The organism is Bartonella henselae str. Houston-1, from assembly GCF_000046705.1.
In the GTDB taxonomy this organism is placed as follows: Bacteria; Pseudomonadota; Alphaproteobacteria; order Rhizobiales; family Rhizobiaceae; genus Bartonella; species Bartonella henselae.
In genome coordinates this window covers 114,127-136,353 of record NC_005956.1, presented here as the reverse complement: position 1 = coordinate 136,353, position 22,227 = coordinate 114,127, and the positions used below count along the sequence as shown (strand labels likewise).

General features: G+C 38.5%; 10 protein-coding genes and 1 tRNA gene. 5 read left to right on the top strand and 6 right to left on the bottom strand.

The genetic code is table 11. The annotated features are described in order from the left end of the window. Nucleotides 1-2,005: 2,005 nt before the first annotated feature. The 3 genes from ilvD to AYT27_RS00480 form a co-directional block, all read right to left on the bottom strand. Nucleotides 2,006-3,844 carry a dihydroxy-acid dehydratase gene (gene ilvD, locus AYT27_RS00495; RefSeq protein ID WP_011180058.1) on the bottom strand — a complete coding sequence of 613 codons (1,839 nt, stop codon included), beginning with the start codon at nt 3,842-3,844 and terminating at the stop codon, nt 2,006-2,008. 862 nt (nt 3,845-4,706) lie between these two features. Next, a tRNA-Ala gene (locus AYT27_RS00485) sits at nt 4,707-4,782 on the bottom strand. A 116-nt stretch (nt 4,783-4,898) separates the two neighbouring features. Beyond that, nucleotides 4,899-5,279: a TIGR02300 family protein gene (locus AYT27_RS00480; RefSeq protein WP_011180057.1), complete on the bottom strand. Its 381-nt coding sequence runs from the start codon at nt 5,277-5,279 to the stop codon at nt 4,899-4,901. A gap of 186 nt (nt 5,280-5,465) precedes the next feature. On the opposite strand from AYT27_RS00480, the gene aroA reads away from it, so the two are divergent. The 5 genes from aroA (at nt 5,466) to pncB (ending at nt 19,465) form a co-directional block, all read left to right on the top strand. Continuing rightward, nucleotides 5,466-6,794 (top strand): 3-phosphoshikimate 1-carboxyvinyltransferase, encoded by a 1,329-nt coding sequence (aroA, locus tag AYT27_RS00475; RefSeq protein WP_011180056.1) that lies wholly within the window; start codon nt 5,466-5,468, stop codon nt 6,792-6,794. Then, entirely contained in the window at nt 6,791-7,438 is a 648-nt protein-coding gene (cmk, locus tag AYT27_RS00470; RefSeq protein WP_011180055.1) for a (d)CMP kinase, read from the top strand. The genes aroA and cmk overlap by 4 nt, the downstream gene beginning before the upstream one ends. Nucleotides 7,439-7,570: 132 nt before the next feature. Next, a complete protein-coding gene (rpsA, locus tag AYT27_RS00465) occupies nt 7,571-9,271 on the top strand; it encodes a 30S ribosomal protein S1 (RefSeq protein WP_011180054.1) in 1,701 nt (566 codons plus the stop codon). A 194-nt stretch (nt 9,272-9,465) separates the two neighbouring features. Beyond that, nucleotides 9,466-18,030: a GH36-type glycosyl hydrolase domain-containing protein gene (locus tag AYT27_RS00460; protein WP_011180053.1), complete on the top strand. Its 8,565-nt coding sequence runs from the start codon at nt 9,466-9,468 to the stop codon at nt 18,028-18,030. 130 nt (nt 18,031-18,160) lie between these two features. Then, nucleotides 18,161-19,465, top strand: coding sequence for a nicotinate phosphoribosyltransferase (gene pncB / locus AYT27_RS00455; RefSeq protein WP_011180052.1), 1,305 nt, complete (start codon nt 18,161-18,163; stop codon nt 19,463-19,465). Between the two features lie 135 nt (nt 19,466-19,600). Here the strand turns inward: pncB and AYT27_RS09535 are convergent, their stop codons facing one another. The 3 genes from AYT27_RS09535 to AYT27_RS00440 form a co-directional block, all read right to left on the bottom strand. Further along, nucleotides 19,601-19,723, bottom strand: a complete 123-nt coding sequence (locus tag AYT27_RS09535; RefSeq protein WP_263283917.1) for a hypothetical protein — start codon at nt 19,721-19,723, stop codon at nt 19,601-19,603. An 813-nt stretch (nt 19,724-20,536) separates the two neighbouring features. Next, nucleotides 20,537-20,920, bottom strand: a complete 384-nt coding sequence (locus AYT27_RS00445) for a YbaN family protein (protein ID WP_011180051.1) — start codon at nt 20,918-20,920, stop codon at nt 20,537-20,539. A gap of 397 nt (nt 20,921-21,317) precedes the next feature. After that, the gene (locus AYT27_RS00440) at nt 21,318-22,223 is read right to left on the bottom strand and encodes a metal ABC transporter permease (protein ID WP_011180050.1); all 906 of its coding nucleotides are present in this window, start codon (nt 22,221-22,223) and stop codon (nt 21,318-21,320) included. Nucleotides 22,224-22,227: the final 4 nt, after the last annotated feature.

Genomic DNA, 22,227 nt, shown 5'->3' with positions numbered 1-22,227 from the left:
CAAACATTGTGTGCTCCGTGAAGCTTTTTAGAATATCCATCCTGAAAAACTCTCTTCTAAGCAAACTTTAGAAGTGCTTTCTCGACTTAAACAAAATGCATGTGAAGGCTTAACATCTTCTCTGTCATTTTGGTGAAAGCATTCATGTTAATTTAAAATGATATAACTTCCTCTTCTCCTCAAACAAATAAGATAGGATCTATAGCAAAGAGCATAATATCCCTAAACGTTATTAAATCCTTGTATCAAGAAGCAATCTGATATCCGATCTTAGAAGAACTAATCAAAGACTATGGACCACAATAGTAAAGCTGTAGACAGCAATATCAATTTTATTTAGACTCATCCCTTCATTGCAAATTATAGATTGTGTTGTGGGCTATAAATAAGGTTACTATGAGATGGAAGCGTTGAGAAGATACAAGTAAGATTTTACCCTAGAAAACTCATGTTGAAGTGGATGCTTTGGATCAATCTTTACGTTTTTTTTCTCACTCCAAAGAATTAGGATCTCTTAATCAAACACTTCAACTTTTTGAAAATTTTTAAAATACAAAAAAGTTATTGCTAATAAAGATTATGCTTCAGAAAATCAAAAAAAAGCGTAAGAAAGACAATTGCATTTTTTTCCCACCTTTCCACTCAAATAGAAAAATACCGCATAACAATAATGAACCTTTATAAAATATTACCTTATTGAAGATTTTTTCAATAAACTAAAGCACCTTAGACGTATTTCATAGTGATTAGATAAAAAGCTTCTTCTTTTACGGGATTCCTGATTTATATTTTAAGCGTCCTCTGGATTAGAGAATTAGAAGGATAAAACCAAGAATACTGACTATTTGCCATTATTATTATTGCTTTTTACCTCAATGTATCTTGATCAATATAATGCCATGAAGGAAAAGCTTGCGCAGAATACTTCTTCAGATCAATTCTTGGCTATTATACAAAAAAGATTGATAAACACCCTACTATTTTCACGGTTAGCTACCTTTTGCAAAATTTCTATAAAGAACGGTGAACTCTCCACCTTGCAAACAAGCACGTTTAATATTGTGGATCACATCTTTTTCACAATTAAGATCAACTGTATTGTAGAATAAACTGACAAAAATCTATCCCTGTTGGAAGACCATCTGGTGCCACACGATAAAATTCATGAACAGTTGGTTCATACATCTACTTTGCAGCCTATCGATAGAAAGCTTCTTTCATTGTTGTTATATGAACTGTATAAGTAGAAAAATCAGTCTCACTGCATCTCATTCCCATAAAAGTTCCATAATACCACCAATGCAATAAAGCCCATTCCTATGATATTGTCTCAAAAAGTACAAGCTTGCACAAAACTGAAAAATAGTTTGAAAGGTGATTAATATCCGTCAAAGGTAAACTCTATCTCATCTTTTTGCGATACTGCTCAAAAACGAAATCCATAGAAGCCCACACATCACATTTATCATGACTTGACATATCCTGTTAAGCTCATTGAACAATCCATTTGAAATATCAAGGCATATAATATATTGATTTACAATAATAATTTATCATTTTTCAACTTGAATGACAACGCCGAATATCGTAAGATTCTCTCATATTAAATCAGTTAAAATTACTTGCTTACCCATCATAAGCGGGGCTGTCGTGTGAATAAAAACACTTAAAAGAAAGAGATAAAAATACCTCTTATGAACTGTCTCAAGTGCCAAAGGCTGATGCAACATTTTGAGCTGGAAAATAGAATGATGGTGCCGGTTTGTTCCTTTATAAGCGTAAAGAGGGTAGTGCTCAATGGCTTTTACGCTATATGCCATTCACGGGTGCCGTCGCAAAATGGGCTTAGGTGCCTGCCTTAAGAGATATTTCTTTAAAACAAGCACATAAATCTACAATCCAATGTATTTTGTTTTGCATTGAGGGGCGTAACCCTATTAAAGAACGCAAAAGACTCAAAAATCCCTAAAAAACTGTTTTTCACAAAATGAATTCTTCATTTAAATCAAATATTACGCACAGCACCTTTTGCAGCAGAAGTCGTCATAGCTGCATATGCCTTAAGAGCCTTTGAAACCTTACGCTTACGTTTCTCAGTCGGTTGCCAAGCTGCTTTTCCTTTTGCTTCCATTTTGACACGACGATGCATCAGCTCATCATCCTCAACTAACATATGAATGGTACGATTAGGAATATCAATTTCTATGATATCTCCCTCTTCCACTAGAGCAATTGCTCCTCCTTCAGCAGCTTCTGGAGAAACATGTCCGATAGAAAGCCCCGAAGTCCCCCCCGAAAAACGGCCGTCTGTTATAAGTGCACATACCTTTCCTAATCCTTTGGATTTAAGATAGCTCGTAGGATAGAGCATTTCTTGCATTCCAGGTCCACCACGTGGACCTTCATAACGGATTAAAACAATATCGCCTGATTGAATTGTATCATTCAAAATCGCTGAAACAGCTGAATCTTGGCTTTCAAAAATTCTTGCTGGACCTTTAAATGTTAAAATTGATTGGTCAACGCCTGCTGTTTTTACAATACAGCCATCTTTCGCAAGATTTCCATATAGAACAGCCAAGCCTCCATCTTGCGAATAAGCATGTTCTTTATCGCGGATAATACCTTTTTCACGATCAAGATCAAGGCTATCATAACGACGAGATTGACTAAACGCTGTCTGGGTTGAAATACCCCCTGGAGCTGCACGATAAAATTCATGAGTCTTTGGTTCATTGGTTCGTTTCACATCCCAGCGGCATAGAGCTTCTTTCATCGTTTTTGCATGAACCGTGTAAGCAGAGGTATCAATGAGTCCAACCGCATCTAATTCACCTAAAAGGCCCATAATACCACCAGCACGGTGAACATCTTCCATATGCACATTCGCAACAGCAGGTGCAACCTTACATAAAACAGGAACACGGCGTGAAAGGCGATCAATCTCTGTCATGGTAAAATCTACCTCACCCTCTTGTGCTGCCGCTAAAAGATGAAGTACTGTATTGGTTGATCCCCCCATGGAAATATCTACAGTCATTGCATTTTCAAAAGCTTTGCGTGAAGCGATCGAGCGCGGTAAAACTGTCTCATCGCCTTTCTCATAATAACGCTTAACCAACGTGACAATCTGTCGTCCAGCTTCTTCAAAAAGCATCTGACGATCTGCATGCGTTGCTAACATTGATCCATTTCCGGGAAGAGAAAGCCCTAATGCCTCTGTTAAACAATTCATAGAATTAGCGGTAAACATTCCTGAACAAGAACCACATGTAGGACAAGCAGCACGCTCCATCTCAGCAACTTCTTCCTCTGAGTTATTTTCAGCAGCCGCAGCAACCATAGCATCAACAAGGTCGACAGTTAGATCTTGATCTTTCCATTTAATCTTACCTGCCTCCATAGGACCGCCTGAAACAAAAATTGTTGGAATATTCAAACGTAAAGACGCCATTAACATACCAGGCGTAATCTTGTCACAATTGGAAATACAGACAAGCGCATCCGCACAATGGGCATTGATCATATATTCAACAGAATCAGCAATGATTTCACGTGAAGGTAAAGAATAAAGCATTCCATCATGCCCCATAGCGATTCCATCATCTATAGCAATCGTGTTAAACTCCTTCGCAATACCGCCAGAAGCCACTATCTGTTGTGCCACTAGTTGCCCAAGATCTTTTAAATGGACATGCCCTGGTACAAATTGTGTAAAAGAATTCGCAATTGCAATAATGGGTTTACCAAAATCAGACTCTTTCATCCCTGTTGCACGCCAAAGACTGCGAGCTCCTGCCATATTACGCCCATGAGTCGATATTCTTGACCGGTAAGAAGGCATTATTTTTTTCCCCTCAAATAATTTTATTGTTCCTGTTGTGCTGTAATCTAATTCTAAAAACAAGAGTCCATCACCATGAGAAATAAAAAAAGCCTCATCTAAGCCCCATTTGACAGCAATTGTTTATAATTCAATCAATTCTTCTTAAAACAAGTGTTCTTTGGATCATTCATAGAAACCGATAAGAGCTACCTCTTAGTTTTACAAAAAATCTTTATATTTAAGCAAAAATGTTAGAACAGGTGCTCACTTGAATTATTGGAATAATCGTTGATTCTTATCGTATGAAAATAATCTTTATTGATTATACTGCTTATCCAGATACTCTTTTTTCTAAATATCATGTCATAAATGATAAAGAGCGCACTTTTTTCGTGTGCATTACAAAAGAACATCAACCTGCTTTTTTACTTTCATAACGACAAAATTCTATAAATCTTGTAAACTCATAAACAATACATCGTGACAAATAGTCGTCACAAGCTAATACTATCATTCTCTTTGCTAGCTCCTCATATGTGATTACTCTTGCACTAAGACGGTTCATAAAAGGCATTTGTATTTCTTTCTTAAATGTTTTTTTCCAGATGCCAGTTTCTTTTGTGACGTGCAAGCGAATGTTTTTTCCTGATTCTGAATGCAAGAGTTTGAAATGAGAACATTTTACGGCATTAGGAACGCTCATTCAACATACAAAATGATGAATTATCTTTATAAATCAAAATTCTGCTGTGATACAGCGCATTATGAAATCATTAAAAAATAAAAGGAGAAATGACTCTTGTAGCAATTACTATGGATAGTATAGCGCCTCTCAAACAAAGTATAAAATAGCTTCTCTCTTAAGCCAAATAGGCCTTTTTGGTGGAGCTAAGCGGGATCGAACCGCTGACCTCTTGCATGCCATGCAAGCGCTCTCCCAGCTGAGCTATAGCCCCACATAAAGACAGACTCTTCATCGATTGTAAATAATCTTAGGGAGTTTTCTAGAACGAGAAAAATCGAAGATCAAGAAGAATTTGTATTCTATGAAAAGAATGCTCTTTCACTTTTCTTAAGAATCATCATCCTTAGAAACACCTCCTCCGAGAATATCGGTAACGTCATCGTCTTCGTCATCTTCATCGTGAGATAAAAACGTGTCATCATCATCACCCAGATCCACATCACTATCTTCCAAATCAGGAAGATCATCATCTTTAGGATCGTCACCATCATCTTCCAAAAGCATAAAAGCAGATTTTTCAAGCGCTGTATCAAGCTCTTCAGTATCAACTTCTTCTTCACTATTTGCTTCAGCTGCCGCAACCTCAAAATAAGAACGCGGATAAGAAATTCCTGTATAAGGCGACACAATAGGGTCGCGATTAAGATCATAAAACTTCTTTCCCGTTTCTGGATCAACACGCTTAGTTCCAAGTTCTTGTTTTGCCATGAACCGTGCCTCTTTAAGTTAATTATAGTTCTATTAAAAATAAATTTTATGGTGCTTAATCGAAAAATAATGTCTTTGTCAAAGATAAATACATCGTTTCATATGGATTTCCTCATGACGCCTTTCAAAGCATGTGCTAAAGAGTACTTTATTTAATAAAAAACAGGAGAATTAAATAGAACTTCTATGCAAAAAACAATACCCATGACCGCTTACAAATCTACTCGTCTTTCTGGTATAATTAAAATACCAGGAGATAAATCAATCTCCCATCGATCCCTTATATTGGGAGGATTAGCAAGTGGTGAAACACATATCCATGGAATACTTGAAAGCGACGATGTTTTCAATACAGCTGCTGCCATGCAAGCTCTGGGCGCCTGTATTATTAAAAAAGATGATCTCTGGATTATTCGAGGAACCGGAAATGGCTGCTTGTTAGCCGCACAAAAACCTTTAGATTTCGGAAATGCGGGAACAGGTGCACGCCTGGTTATGGGAATGGTTGGACCTTACCATATGAAAACGACCTTTATTGGTGATGCCTCTCTTTCCAAACGCCCAATGGCACGTATTCTTGATCCACTGCAATTAATGGGTGTGGAAATTGAAGCAACCCATGGCAACTATCTCCCTTTAACACTTTATGGTCCGAAAATGACTAACCCAATTTGCTACCGTATTCCTGTGGCTTCTGCTCAAGTTAAATCAGCAATCTTACTTGCTGGTCTCAATACCGCCGGTACTACAACTGTTATCGAACCGATTCTCACACGAGATCACACGGAAAAAATGTTAAAAGCGTTCGGTGCTAAACTTGAAATAGAAAAAAATGCAGAAGGAACGCGTTTTATTCATCTAAATGGTCACCCACACCTGACTGGACAAACAATTCATATTCCAGGTGATCCCTCTTCTGCAGCTTTTCCTATTGTCGCAGCTCTTCTCATAGAAGACTCTGATATCACTATTGAAAATGTTCTTATTAACAACTCTCGAATGGGGCTTATCGAAACATTATGGGAAATGGGCGCTCAAATTGAGCTTTTGAACCAACGCCAAACAGGTGGAGAAGATGTTGCCAACCTACGGGTTAAATCATCAGTACTAAAAGGTGTAACTGTACCCAAAGAACGTGCCCCATCAATGATTGATGAATATCCCGCTTTGGCAGTAGCAGCAGCCTTTGCTGAAGGCAAAACAGTTATGCTAGGAATTGAAGAATTGCGCGTTAAAGAATCAGATCGATTGTCTGTACTTGCTCAAGGACTTAAAATTAACCACGTAGACTGTGAAGAAGGTCAAGATTTTCTCATTGTTCATGGAAAAGGCTCCGCCAAAGGATTGGGTGGAGGACATGTCACTACACATCTTGATCATCGAATTGCCATGTCCTTTCTTATCTTTGGACTGGTCTCAGAAAAACCTGTTACCATTGATGATAAACGAATGATTGCTACCAGCTTTCCAGAATTTATCCCTTTTATACAACAACTTGGGGGAAAAATCTCTTGAAACCTTTCGTGATTGCAATTGATGGACCAGCAGCTTCAGGAAAAGGGACGTTAGCACGAAAAATTGCTACGCACTACCATCTTCACTATCTCGATACTGGGCTTACTTATCGCGGTGTGGCTCATGCACTTCTGCAACAAAAATTGGCTCTCGATGATGAAAAAAATGCACTTGTCTACGCTAGAGAACTTGATTTTAATACTTTAAACCCAGCTCTTCTTTCTTCTCATGAACTTGGTAATGCCGCTTCAAAAATAGCAATCATACCAACTGTACGCGAAACTCTTGTTGCAAAACAACGGAACTTTGCTAAAATTTTACCCGGCAGTGTGCTTGATGGTCGAGATATTGGCACCATCGTTTGCCCCGATGCCGATGTTAAGCTTTATGTTCTAGCCAATGTTCAAATACGTGCAAAGCGTCGTTATCAAGAAATTTTGAAAAAAGGAGCTCAAGCAGACTATCACGAAATCCTTGTTAATCTTGAACAACGTGACAGTCGCGATATAACCCGTAAACAAAGCCCGCTAAAACAAGCGAAAGACGCCTACTTGCTTGATACGTCAGAATTGAGTATAGAGGCAACATTTACAGTTGCATGCGCTCTTATTGATCCGATCATAAAAGCGCGTATAATTGGATGAAGTCGTCAGAGTGATTTCCGGCCAAGCGCTAATTTTCTTCCTGTATTAAGGAAAAAGCTAGGAGATTACTTCTTATCAACACTAACCTAGCGCTTATACCTTTTAAAGTTAAGGTATGTATCAGGAGTTCTTATGTCACAATACAATCCTACAACAGCGGATTTCGAAGCTCTTTTAATGCAATCTTTCCAAACCAATGATCTTAATGAAGGATCCGTTGTTAAAGGTCGTGTCATTGCAATCGAAAAAGACATGGCTATTATTGATGCTGGACTTAAAGTCGAAGGACGTATCCCACTCAAAGAATTTGGAGCTAAAGGAAAAGATGGTTCCTTGCAAATTGGTGATGAAGTGGAAGTCTATATTGAACGCATTGAAAATGCAATGGGGGAAGCTGTTCTGTCCCGTGAAAAAGCACGGCGCGAAGAAAGCTGGATCCGTTTAGAAGAAAAATTCAATGCCGGTGCACGCGTCGATGGCGTTATCTTTAGCCAAGTAAAAGGAGGCTTTACAGTCGACCTTGATGGTGCGGTTGCTTTCCTTCCTCGCAGTCAAGTTGATATTCGTCCCATTCGCGATGTTTCGCCTCTCATGCATAATTCACAATCCTTTGAAATTTTGAAAATGGATCGTCGTCGTGGCAATATTGTTGTCTCACGTCGTACCGTCTTAGAGGAAAGCAGAGCCGAACAGCGTTCAGAAATCGTACAAAATCTTGAAGAAAACCAAATCGTTGAAGGTGTGGTTAAAAATATCACCGATTATGGTGCCTTTGTGGATCTTGGTGGAATCGATGGTCTCTTACATGTCACAGATATGGCTTGGCGGCGTGTGAACCATCCATCTGAAATCCTTACCATTGGTCAAACGATTAAAGTCCAAATTATTCGTATCAATCAAGATACACACCGTATCTCTCTTGGCATGAAACAGCTTGAAAGTGATCCTTGGGAAAGCATCAGTGCAAGGTATCCGGTTGGTAAAAAAATCACTGGTGCTGTTACCAACATTACTGATTACGGTGGTTTTGTTGAAATCGAACCAGGAATTGAAGGGTTAATCCACGTTTCTGAAATGAGTTGGACAAAGAAAAACGTTCACCCTGGAAAAATTTTGTCTACATCACAAGAAGTGGAAGTGGTTATTCTGGAAATTGATCCTTCTAAACGGCGTATTTCTTTGGGCTTAAAGCAAACATTTGAAAATCCATGGGTCGCTTTTGCTAATAAATTTCCTGTAAATTCGCAAATTGAAGGAGAAGTTAAAAACAAAACCGAATTTGGTCTCTTTATTGGTCTTGAAGGCGATGTTGACGGTATGGTCCACCTCTCTGATCTTGATTGGAACCGTCCTGGTGAACAAGTTATTGATACTTACAATAAAGGTGACATCGTTAAAGCTGTGGTCCTTGATGTTGACATTGAAAAAGAGCGTATCTCTCTTGGAATCAAGCAACTTTCCAGCGATAAAGTTGGAGAAGCAGCAGCCTCTGGCGAACTTCGTAAAGGTGCTGTTGTAACATGTGAAGTGACCGCAGTGAATGACAATGGCATTGATGTAAAATTGACTGACCACAATCTTGAAACAACCATTCGCCGTACTGACTTAGCACGTGATCGTGATGAGCAACGCCCAGAACGTTTCTCGATTGGACAAAGAGTTGATGCACGCATTACCGCATTTGATAAAAAAACACGTAAACTTTCAGTCTCTATCAAAGCTTTAGAAATTGCCGAAGAAAAAGAAGCTGTTGCACAATATGGTTCTACAGATTCAGGTGCTTCCCTTGGCGATATTCTCGGTGCGGCTTTGAAAAAACAAGAACAAGATTAATATGATTGAATAGATTACATTAAGGTCGCCTTTTTCTCTAGCGGCCTTTTTTTATTTTTCAATGCAAACACCTGATTGCATTTTCAATTGTCTAGTTGAAAAATTATAAATATTTCATACAAATCTTATTATGGGAATAGAAATACCGACATCCTCTTGAATAAAACGGCATAATTAAATCACAATAAAATATTATGGTGCCTATACTCTCTTTCATGAAGTGCTTTTTTTCTCAAAAAACGATACGCTGCTGTCTTACTGAAACCAATTCTCCTATTCGTTTAACTTACAAATCGCAGGACGAACTCTATACATTAGGCTATGCTATAGCCTCTGGCGAAACGCTTCTAATCCCTGAATATGAAAAAAGTAAGCATTTTCAAAAGCGTTTGAATGAAAATGCCAAACTTATTCTCCATGCCTTTCAGAACAGCGATATTGCTGCTCGAAATGATGAAACTCTTGCACCATCTGCTCAATGGCTCATCGATAATCATTATACCATTGATAAAACCATACAACAATTACGGCGCAACTTACCTAAATCTTTCATAAAACAACTACCTCTTTATAAACAAAAGACAGGAATGCCCCGTATTTTTGCTTTAGCTTGGCTTTATATTGCACATACAGACAGCGGATTTTCACAAGAAACACTGACAGCTACCATCAATGGGTTTCAAAAATTTTGTGCCCTAAAAATTGGCGAATTATGGGCCCTTCCTTCTGTCATACAAATGCTTTTAATTGAAAATGTACGTCGTCTTTCATTGCGTATTGAACAAACACGGCATATGCGCCATATTGCTCATCAAGTCGCTGATAAAATTTCTCTTACGGAAAATGAACCAAAATTACATGCTCTTTTGACTTTCTATGAAACACTCACTGCTGATTCAACTTTTGCAGCTCATTTATTCTATCGGCTACGGAGTGCATCTTTCGATGCAACAACAGCATTAACTTGGCTTGAAAAGCAATTACATAGCCAAGGCAGTAGCCTAGAAATTGTAAAAGCCAATGAACATGCCCGCCAAGCAGCAGATGGTATAACCATGGGCAATATTATCCGTGCCCTTAAAGCCATTGATGATGTTGATTGGACAGTATGGTTTGAAACTGTCAGTATTGTAGACTCCATTTTGCGTGAAAAGAGTGATTTTTCCGAAATTGATTCTCACTCACGTAATATCTATCGACAAGTCATCGAAAAAATTGCACGCTTTTCGCCTCTTAATGAGTCAGAAATTGCACGCAAAGCTGTAAAAATGGTGCATTCCTCCTCTCAAGATACTTCTCATCATAACAATTCCTCTGTTGGATGGTATCTAGTCGATGATGGGCGTTATGCCTTTGAAAAAGTTTGTAGTTATACTCCACCTCTGCATATCAAGTGGCAAGAATATTTTTGTTGCGCAAAGATAAGAATCATTGCACTTCCTGTCTCTCTTTTAACGCTTGCTCTTTTGCTTGCGATCTACGCTCTCTTACAAAGGTCCGGCATAGCTCCATGGATGCCTCTTTTCTTTACCACATTAGCACTTTTTCCTGCTATGGATGCTGCTTTTGCTTTTTTCAACACTGTCGTTTCGTGGTTTATCCCCTCAAAACAACTTATTGGTTATGAATATAAAGAGGGTATTCCGAAACATGCACGTACAATAGTTGTTGTGCCTACTCTCATTACATCACGCAATTATATTGACGAGCAAGTGCACAATCTTGAAGTCCATTATCTTTCCAACCCAAAAGGCGCCATTCATTTCGCTCTCCTCACAGACTGGGTAGATGCTCCCTTTGAACAAACGCAAGATGATCTTAACTTGTTGCATTATGCGCAAAAAAGTATCGATGAACTCAATCGCCGTTATCACCGTGATAATCTCCCCGTCTTTTTCCTTTTACACCGCCGGCGCCTCTATAACCCTAGCGAAAAATGCTGGATGGGATGGGAACGCAAACGTGGTAAGCTTCATGAACTCAATCTGTTATTAAGAGGTGATCAAAACACCAGCTTTTATCCCCCAAATCCACATCTTCCCATAGATTGTCGTTTTGTAATGACCCTGGATGCAGATACACGCCTTACTCCTGAAAGTGTCACAAAACTTGTTGGAAAGCTTAACCATCCGCTTAATCAGCCGATTTTCGACCCACAAAATGGGAAGATTGTAAAAGGCTATAGCATTTTGCAACCCCGTATTACACCGTCTCTTACAACAGGAAAAGAAACATCAATTCTGCAACGGGTGTTTTCTACCAATCGTGGCATTGATCCTTATGTCTTTGCTGTTTCTGATACCTATCAAGATCTTTTGGGAGAAGGAACTTTTGTCGGAAAAGGCCTTTATAACATTGATGCCTTTGAAAAAGCACTCAATGGCAAAATTAAAGAAAATACCGTTCTCAGTCATGATCTGTTGGAAGGAGGATATGCCCGTACAGCTTTAGTAAGTAATGTAGAAGTGATTGAGGATTATCCAATAGCCTATAAGGTTGATGTTGCGCGCTATCATCGTTGGACTCGCGGTGATTGGCAACTCCTCCCTTATCTCTTTTCTTGCTGTCGAATTAGCGCCATTACACGTTGGAAAATCCAAGACAATCTGCGCCGTTCTCTTACACCACTTATGTGGTTGATTGCAGCAATTGCAGGATGGTCTTTTTTACCGTTAAAGAGTGCAATCATTTGGCAAATATTCTTGCTGTTTAGCCTCTTTATCTCACCAATTTTAGGTGTATTACAAACGCTTGTTCCCTCCCATATTGATTATTCTTTGCGCGGGAAACTCCAATCAATTATGAACAAAACTACCCTTACGGGTGCAAATATATTTCTTAAAACAACATTTCTTGCCCATTCAACTTATTTTATGACTGATGCGATTATCCGCACGCTCTATCGTATGACAATTTCAAAAAAACACTTGCTTGAATGGAAAACCTCCGCCGCAACAAAATCAATCTCCAATAGTTTTGGTTTCTATGTCCTTACAATGTGGCCAGCATCGCTTATTAGTATTCTTTCTCTCGCATTACTTCTCTTTTCTCATGCTCCCACAAGCTTGATTGCTTTACCTTTTGGGCTTGCATGGTTTCTTTCGCCCTTGATTGCATGGTTTGTCAGTCAACCTTTAACGTTTCCAGATACTCTTAATGTATCTTCTGAAGATAAAAAAACACTACGATCTATTGCACGACGGACATGGCTTTATTATGCAACCTTTGTCAATGCACAAAGCAATTATTTGCCCCCTGATAATTTCCAAGAAGATCCTAAGCCTTTGGTTGCACAACGCACATCCCCTACAAATATTGGGCTTTATCTTCTTTCTGTTATTGCTGCGCGTGACTTTGGTTGGATTAGTTGTAAAGAAACCATTACACGCATTGAATATACATTAAACTCTCTTGCAAAAATGGAAAAATTCCGTGGGCATCTTTATAATTGGTATGCAACAGATACCCTTAAACCTCTCTTGCCTACTTATGTCTCAACTGTTGATTCAGGAAATCTCGCCGGACATTTGATGACACTTGCTTCAGCTTTAAGAGAATGGGCTGAAAAACCCTATGTTTTTCTTCAAAATCATCGAGAAGGCTTATCTGATGTTCATGCTATTCTTGCCGAAATTTTCAAAGAAATTCCCGATAATCAACCTATTTTACGCTCCTTACGTCAACAAATCGAAGAGTGCATCACCAATTTTGATCACTGTGTTAATGCTTTCGTAGAAAAATCAAACATCACCTCTTCTTCTATTACGAACCTCTCACTTATCGCTCACGATATTGTGCAGTTAATAGATGAACTTCATCAAAAAATTCAAACGACAGAATCCGCTCAAACACTCTCCTGGGCCAAATGTCTTGTAGAAACCTGTGAAGCGCATCATCACGATGCCAGCAATGACTATAACACCGAACAACTCTGTAAAAAATTAAACACTTTAGCCGTAAATGCTCGAAAAATAGCCCTTGATATGGAATTTGATTTCTTAGAGCATCCTGAACGGCATCTCTTGTCCATTGGATATAATGTTCAAGAAAATAAACTTGATGAAAATTGTTATGACCTGCTCGCTTCAGAAGCGCGTCTCGCAAGCTTTTTTGCCATCGCAAAAGGAGACATAAAATGTAAACATTGGTTTCATCTTGGTCGACTTCTTATCCCAATTGGTTGGAGAGGAGCCCTCTTATCATGGTCTGGCTCTATGTTCGAATATCTCATGCCGTCTCTTGTTATGCATGAACCTTTAGGGTCTCTCCTCGATCAAACCAATCGATTGATTATTCATCACCAAATACAATACGCTCGTCAACGAAAATTACCATGGGGTATTTCAGAAGCTGCATTTAACGCCCGCGATCACTTAATGAATTACCAATACGCCAGTTTTGGTGTTCCACGCCTCGGACTCCAACGTGGACTCTCACGCAATGTTGTTATTGCCCCCTACGCTAGCCTTTTAGCAGCGCAGTATACACCTGCACAAGCCGTAAACAATTTAAAACGATTGCGTAACTTTGGAGCTTTAGGAACATACGGTTATTATGACTCTGTTGACTTTACTCCTTCACGCATAAAGACAGGAGAAAAATATGCCGTTGTGCGCAATTATTATGCACACCATCATGGTATGTCCATTCTTGCTATTAACAATGTGATTTTCCAAGGGCGGATGCGTGATCACTTTCATCGTGATCCAGCTATTGAAGCAGTACAATTGTTATTACAGGAAAGAGCACCGCACCAAATTCCCATCATTCATACCAAAGTCGTTAACCCTGTACACAATAACTCTCGAGAATTTGATGACGCCCCTTTGCGCATGATCACTAACCCACTGCTCAAACCACGCGCAACTTTGCTTTTATCTCATGGTTTTTATTCCATAATGTTGACGGCCAATGGTTCCGGTTACAGCCGTTGGCACGATTATGCAATTACCCGCTTTATTCCTGATCCTACAGAAGATCAACAAGGCACTTTATTCTTCCTCCGTAATACGGATAATGGACGTTGGTGGTCTGTTACTGGTGAACCAACACGTGTTGTTGAAGAAGAAGCTGTCAGCATTTTTACAGATGAAAAAGCTGAATATAGGAAAATGGTTGACGATATTCAATCGACACTTGAATGTGTTGTTATTTCTGAAGGGTGCGGTGAAGGTAGACGTATTAAACTTATTAATACAACAAATAAAGACCGTCTTATTGAAGTTACCTCTTACGGTGAATTGGCACTCGCAACAATGGATGCTGACCAGGCTCATCCTGCTTTTTCACGTATGTTTATAGAAACAGAAATTGCTGAACAAGGAAAAACTATTTTTGCTAAAAGGCGCAAACGCTCACCTAATGATCCTGAAATTCACGTTGCCCATTTTGTTACCGGTACAATGGATAACATCCAAGAAACAGAAGCCGAAACGGATCGCTCCCTGTTTATTGGTCGAGGACGATCTCTGCATCGACCCGCTGCATTTGATCGTAATGCCTGCTTTAGCAACAGTCAAGGTTGCGTTCTTGATCCAATAATTTCAATTCGATGCCGTATAAAAATTCCGGCACATGAAAAAGCAGAACTTATTTTTTGGACTTTTGCTGCCAATGCAAAAGAAACACTGCATAATCATATTAAACATTATCAACAACCCAATATGTTTCAACAGGAACTTTCAATGGCATGGACACGCTCACAAGTCTCACTGTATCAGAGTGGTATCCAGCTTAGAGAAGCGATGACCTATCAAAAATATGCAACGCCTCTTCTCTATCCCGACCCGATATGGCGTCTTTCTCCAAAAAATTTAGCAAAAACTCTTGGTAAACAATCTGATCTTTGGCCTATGTCCATTTCAGGAGACCTTCCAATCTGTCTTCTCAGATTAGATAATGAAGGAGATATAACTGTCCTGCGTGAGCTGCTTAAAGCGCACGAATATTGGCGTATGCGTGGACTCCTTGTTGATCTGGTCATTCTCAACGAACAAGCCTTTTCTTATATACAAGATACAAAACGCGCTATTGAATGGGTGTGTGAATCCTACCGTCATCACATTCATGAAACTGATGAACGTCAACATATTTTCATACTTCAACGTGATCAAATGAATGAACAAAGCTTTAAGGTGCTTCTTGCCTCAGCCCGTATCATCCTTCATGCTCAAAATGGGTCTTTATCTGAACAGCTCAAACGACTTAATGAGAGTCATTTTGATCTCGTCACACGGAATAGTCATCAAGGATCTCATGATAAACTAAACGACAAAAGAAGACAAATATCAACACAAACTGAACAAAGCCTCTTCGTTTCTATTGGTCTTATCAGTCAACAAAAATCATCCACTCTTCCCATTAATGGAAAAGATTTACAATATTGGAATGGCTATGGCGGTTTTAACCACAATAATAACTATGTGATACGTCTTCATGGACAAACCACTACACCACATCCATGGATTAATGTGATCGCAAACAAAAGCTTTGGCTTCCATGTCTCCGCTGAAGGTGCACTCTTTACTTGGGCCAATAACAGCCGCGATTATCAATTAACCCCTTGGACAAATGATCCGGTTTCTAACCGTCCAGGGGAAGCACTTTATATCGTTGACCGCCTATCTTTAAAACGTTTCTCACCAATTTCTGCTGTAGAATGCAACGAAAGTGTTGTCTATGAGTCTTGCCATGGTTTTGGATTCTCAACCTTTAAATCTCAACACTCAGAAATTACCTTAGAACTCACCCATACACTCGATCAAAAAAAACCTATTCGCCTTTCACGTCTTATCCTCAAAAATGAAGGGAAAAAATCACGAAGCTTACGCCTTTATAATTATGTTGAATGGGTCTTAGGCAATATCCGAACAAAATATGCACCTTTTCTTCTTCCCTTTTATGATTCCAAACGTGGTGCACATTTTATTCAAAATCCCTATCACCTCGAAAAATCTCAACAAGTGGCATTTTTATCAGCATCCGAAATACCAACCAGTACCACTACTGATCGTAACGAGTTTATCGGTTTAACAGGAACAGTTACACATCCACATGCACTCCGTAAAGCTGATGCGCTTTCCAATAGGATTGAAGCAGGATGTGATCCTTGTTCAGCACTCGCCTACGATATTGATCTGTTACCAGGACAAACAAAAGAAATAATCTTCTATCTTGGCTGTGCTGAAAATAGGCAAGAAGCTGAAAAACTACTCGATCAAGTCCGTACAAATGATTTTGAAATTTTGCTCACAAAACAAAAACAACAATGGAGTGATTTCGTTTCTCCATTCCAAGTAAAAACACCTGATCCCTCTTTTGATATTATGGTCAATCATTGGCTGCCTTATCAAATCTATGCATGCCGCATGATGGCACGTACAGCTTTTTATCAAGCTAGTGGTGCATTTGGCTTCCGTGATCAGCTACAAGACAGTCTATCTTTATTATTATTGCAACCACAACTGGCACGTGAACATTTGTTAAATGCCGCAGCCCATCAATTTCCTGAAGGGGATGTACAGCACTGGTGGTTGCCTGATACCAATGCCGGTGTTCGCACACATATTTCTGATGACATTGTATGGCTTGCATATGCAACAGCTCTTTATGTCAACACTACAGGCGACTACGAATTTCTTGATACTACAATTGCTTTTATTGAAGGAGCTGTTCTCCCTGTAGAACAAAACGATGCTTATTTTAGGCCCACACAATCCTCAAAGGTTGCAACAATTTATGAACATTGTGCTTTGGCTTTAGATCTTGCCATCAGACGCTCTGGACAACATGGACTCCCCCTTATTTTAGGAGGTGATTGGAACGATGGTATGAATTTGCTAGGTGTGCAAGGAAAAGGTGAAAGTATTTGGTTAGGATGGTTTCTTGGCACCACATTACAAGCATTTATTCCCCTTGCACAAAAATATCGTGACAACATCCGTGTGAAAACATGGAATGCATATCTTAAACGTTTGAAAAAATCCCTAGAAGAAAACGGTTGGGATGGTGCTTGGTATCGACGTGGTTATTTTGATGATGGAACGCCCCTTGGCTCTAAAATAAATGATGAATGCAAAATTGATACCATTGCTCAATCTTGGGCTGTTATTTCTCAAATGGCTTCGCCTGAACGCCAAAAACAAGCAATGGCATCAATGCTTGAATACCTATGTGATAAAAAAAGCGGTCTTCTACGTCTTTTCTGGCCGCCTTTTGATAAAACAACTCTCGAACCCGGTTATATAAAAGGATATCCTCCGGGGATTCGAGAAAATGGGGGGCAATATACGCATGGTGCTATTTGGAGTATTTTAGCGCTTGCTGAAATGGGTGAAAATGATAAAGCTTATGCTTTGTTTTCTATGATAAATCCCATTACCCATGGAAAAAACCCTGAAATTTATCGTGTTGAACCTTATGTTATGGCTGCAGATATCTACGCTATTGAACCACGCCGTGGACAAGGCGGTTGGACATGGTATACAGGTTCTGCTGGTTGGTTCTACCGTACCGCAATAGAAGCTATTTTGGGGATTAAGCGTCAAGCTGACCAACTATTTTTACATCCACATTTGCCTTCCTCATGGCCCAAATATGAAGCAAAAATGAAATTTCATGACGCTTTTTATACCATTACAGTGAAATGGGGAAACACAAACATGCTCTATATCAATGGAAGAGAATATTCAGATATCTATAAGGGAATAAAATTAAAAAAAATAGGTAAACATGAAATTATATGCACTCTTAAATCTTAGAAATAGAAAAAATCACAGACTTTTTTTACTCTTGCTCAAAAACTTAGAGTTGTTATAGTCCTTGCAATTTCTATATTGGTGGTGTTGATGCACAAATTTTAGATTTTAAAAAACTGAAAGAAAAAGGGTTATGAATCATCCAGACATTGCGAGACGCGTTTACAATCATACCTGGAAACTTGACCCCATTATTCGTTCACTGCTCGATACCGATTTTTATAAACTTCTTATGGTACAGATGATTTGGGGGCTTTATCCCAATGTAAACGTTACTTTCTCCCTCATCAACCGTAGCAAAACAATACGTCTTGCTGATGATATTGATGAAATGGAATTGCGTGCACAACTTGATCACGCCCTTAATTTACGCTTTACCAAAAAAGAAATGATTTGGCTTGCTGGTAATACATTTTATGGACGTAAACAAATTTTCGAACCAGATTTTCTTCAGTGGCTTGAGAATTTTCAACTTCCAGAATATGAACTCACACGTAAAGATGGCCAATATATCCTTCATTTCCATGGTCCGTGGACCCATAGCTCCATGTGGGAAATCCCTGCCCTTTCTATTATAAGTGAATTACGTTCACGTGCTGCTATGAAAAAACTAGATCGCTTCACTCTTGATGTACTTTATGCGCGTGCTAAAGCAAAAATGTGGAGTAAAGTCGAAAGACTCAAAAAACTGCCTAATATTAAAATATCTGACTTTGGTACAAGACGTCGCCATTCTTTTTTATGGCAACGTTGGTGCGTTGAAGCATTAAAAGAAGGAATTGGCAATTCTTTTACCGGAACGTCTAATGTCCTTCTCGCCATGGATACAGATTTAGAAGCTCTTGGTACCAATGCACATGAATTGCCTATGGTCATAGCCGCTCTCACCAATAATGATAATGAATTGCGCAAAGCACCTTATCAAGTTTTACAAGATTGGAATCGTTATTATGGTGGAAATCTTCTCATTGTTTTGCCAGATACCTTCGGTACAGAAGCATTTTTACGCAATGCACCAGATTGGGTGGCTGATTGGACAGGTTTCAGACCTGACAGTGCTCCTCCTCTCGAGGGCGGCGAACGCATTATTCAATGGTGGAGAGAAAAAGGAAAAGACCCTCGTGAAAAGTTATTGATTTTCTCCGATGCACTAGACATAGATACAATTGAAAAAACCTATCATCATTTTCACGGTAAAGTGCGCATGAGTTTTGGATGGGGAACAGACCTTACTAATGATTTCGTCGGCTGTTCTCCACAAGAAACTGCAACTTTTGATGCTCTTTCCCTTGTTTGTAAAGTTACCCATGCCAATGGTCGGCCAGCCGTAAAACTTTCAGATAATCCTGAAAAAACCATCGGTAATCCGCAAGAAATACAACGTTATCTCAATTTTTTTGGTAATGAAAACCGTGTTGCTAAACCTATCAAAACATAACAATGCTTTTTTAGTTTAACATTTTTTCTTTATGCATATTTTTAAAGATAAGCAGAGAGATTCTTTACAATACAGTAAAAAGGAAACTTCCAGTACAGGATGCTTTTTTTGCAATAAAAGCAAAAAATTATCCACTCACCCTCGAAGACCAGCATACCATTCTGCAATATGCTGCTCATCTGCAAATTTTCTGCGATTATTAGCTCCTAACATCATCCGTCCATGAATGCTATAATGCAAGCCATTGAACATCATCATCTTCATTTCTACACAGTAACAAACCGGCACTATTATTATATTTGTCAACTCCCAATGTTGTACTGCTCTTACATTGAAATGATTTATGAAAGGCATATTTAAACCTTTCCTAAATGATTTTTATCTACATAACTGCCCTGCTTGTTACATGTAAATGAACAGTTCTTTTGATTCATAGAGGATTTGGAATTAAAAAATCTTACTGTATTCGAGGGATTTTCACACAAGTTGTAAACTAATGAACTGTCTTTATCAATTAATCGCTTACTTGAAGGGGTGATCATTATTGCATCACAATTTAAAGCGCTCTTCTGAACAAAAGATGATAACGTAGGAGTTTGCTTTTACAAAGTTGCCAATTTTTTCTACTTATTTTTTGAATTCTCTTAAATCTTTTTGTGAAAAATATTCAAAATTCTTGTAAATATACAAACAATTTTACAGTTAAATGGATTAAAAGACTTGATTGTAAAGCTCTTTCGTTAAGAAATTTCTGCTTTCTTCACGAGTATTGCTATTTTTATGATCTAAAGCATATGCTCAATGATTTTTTCTTCTCTTACAAATAAAACAAATTTTTTAATTACTATCGAAAAAAGATAAAAATGCTGTGGGTATCTCTAATTTTTAGCTATATCTACAAATGTTCTGCCCTGATCACTGCAGAATTTATAGAAGATGTTAGATATATGCACCCTAAATGTAGGCGCTCTCTTGAAATTCGATGGACAAAATTCTCTCTCAGTAATTCTAATGAACAAAAAAGGTAAAAAATATTTAGCTAATGAAAAATAAAGTCTTTTACTTCTGTCATTATGAAGGACGTGTAACAATATAAACAGCAATTAACAGTAAAATAGTAGCAACCAATAAAGCGAACCACAAAGCAGGGTGTATCATCACCAAAAATGATAAAAAGCCACCTACCATACTCACCACTGCAAAAGCTTTAATAAACGTTGAGATAGCCCTCTTTTCTTCCCATTGTTTAATAGGTGGACCAAAAACGCGGTGATTATTCAGCCAATGATGAAAACGTGGTGATGAACGCGCAAAACACCATGAAGCGATTAATAAAAAAGGCATTGTCGGCATAATAGGTAATACTATACCTATAACACCCAATACAATCATTACCCAACCCACTATAGAAGTGCAAATACGCAAAGGGTGAGACATCTTAAAATATTTTTTCATCCCTCTAGCATTATTTTCCTCTATAAAAGTCCATTATATATCCTGCTACTTTTCACATGCTTTAGCCCACAACTATTCTACTGTACCATTTCATCTTTAAGAGCATTTTTTATGATCAATTTTTGTAAATAACAGAATAGGCTACGCTATATGATGATCATTTTAAAATTTTCAAGCAATCAAAAAAATTTTAAATCCTAAAATAAAAAAAAGGCTGCAGAATAAATCAATGCAGCCTCTTAATTACGAATGCAGTTTTTTGGGGGGGAGAATACACACTGCATTCATCTGCTAGATATTAGGAGGAAAATGACCTAGCAACTCCTTATCTATTTAAAACCCGTATGAGAGACAACACATAAAAATGCATGGCTGATATGCATAACCTTTTGCACGCTCAAATTTCTTGAACTGTCACTCGACGGAAGAAAATCCACATGAAAATAGCGATAAAAATCAGTGTTAAAATCAATACAATTGTAGAAGCAGAATCAGAACCGATAAATAAGCTTAGATAAATTCCTAAAAAACCAGAAAGACCTGCAACAAGTATAGCGATCACCAACATAAAAGAAAACCGCTTCGTGATAAGATAAGCAATTGCTCCTGGCGCTATCAATAAAGAAATAACAAGAACAATTCCAACAGCCTTCAAAGCTGCAACAATCGTGAGAGAAATCATCGTCAAAAGAGTATAGTGGAGTACCGCTATCCTCAATCCCATTGCACGACCTTGAACTAAATCAAAAATATACAACATGAAATCGCGCCATTTTGCGCCCAGAATAAAGGTGACAATAGCAGAAATGATCGCCGTCTGCGTAATATCAAGCCAGTTAACCCCCAAGAGATTACCAAATAGAATATGGTTCAAATCTAAGCTACTATAAATAGCCGTAGCCAAAACCAGCCCTAATCCAAACATTGATGAAAAAACAACACCCATCACCGTATCTTGTTTGATACGGCTATTGCCTCCTAAAAAACCTGTTGCGAGTGCACAAACCATACCCGCGACAAAAGCACCGCAAGTAATCAAAGTCATTGTAATATTCTCTGAACGCATATGCTGAAACCAAGCAAAAGGAAAAGAAGTCAAAAATGCTATTACCCACGGTGTTGTCATATAACCAATAACAACACCAGGGAAAACTGCATGGGAAATTGCATCGCCTAAAAGCGCCCATCCTTTCAAAATAAGAAAACAAGAAAGCATCGCCATTGGAACAGAAAGGATCATGACGATAAGCATGCCCTTAAGCATAAAAGAAAATTGAAAAGGAAGAAGTAATTGATCAACCATGATA

Excerpts from the sequence above, each read along its gene's own strand:
- rpsA (WP_011180054.1), top strand. The coding sequence starts at position 7,571 with ATGTCACAATACAATCCTACAACAGCGGATTTCGAAGCTCTTTTAATG.
- AYT27_RS00445 (WP_011180051.1), bottom strand. The coding sequence starts at position 20,920 with ATGAAAAAATATTTTAAGATGTCTCACCCTTTGCGTATTTGCACTTCT.
- AYT27_RS00480 (WP_011180057.1), bottom strand. The coding sequence starts at position 5,279 with ATGGCAAAACAAGAACTTGGAACTAAGCGTGTTGATCCAGAAACGGGA.
- AYT27_RS09535 (WP_263283917.1), bottom strand. The coding sequence starts at position 19,723 with ATGATGATGTTCAATGGCTTGCATTATAGCATTCATGGACGGATGATG.
- ilvD (WP_011180058.1), bottom strand. The coding sequence starts at position 3,844 with ATGCCTTCTTACCGGTCAAGAATATCGACTCATGGGCGTAATATGGCA.
- AYT27_RS00460 (WP_011180053.1), top strand. The coding sequence starts at position 9,466 with ATGGTGCCTATACTCTCTTTCATGAAGTGCTTTTTTTCTCAAAAAACG.
- AYT27_RS00440 (WP_011180050.1), bottom strand. The coding sequence starts at position 22,223 with ATGGTTGATCAATTACTTCTTCCTTTTCAATTTTCTTTTATGCTTAAG.
- aroA (WP_011180056.1), top strand. The coding sequence starts at position 5,466 with ATGCAAAAAACAATACCCATGACCGCTTACAAATCTACTCGTCTTTCT.
- pncB (WP_011180052.1), top strand. The coding sequence starts at position 18,161 with ATGAATCATCCAGACATTGCGAGACGCGTTTACAATCATACCTGGAAA.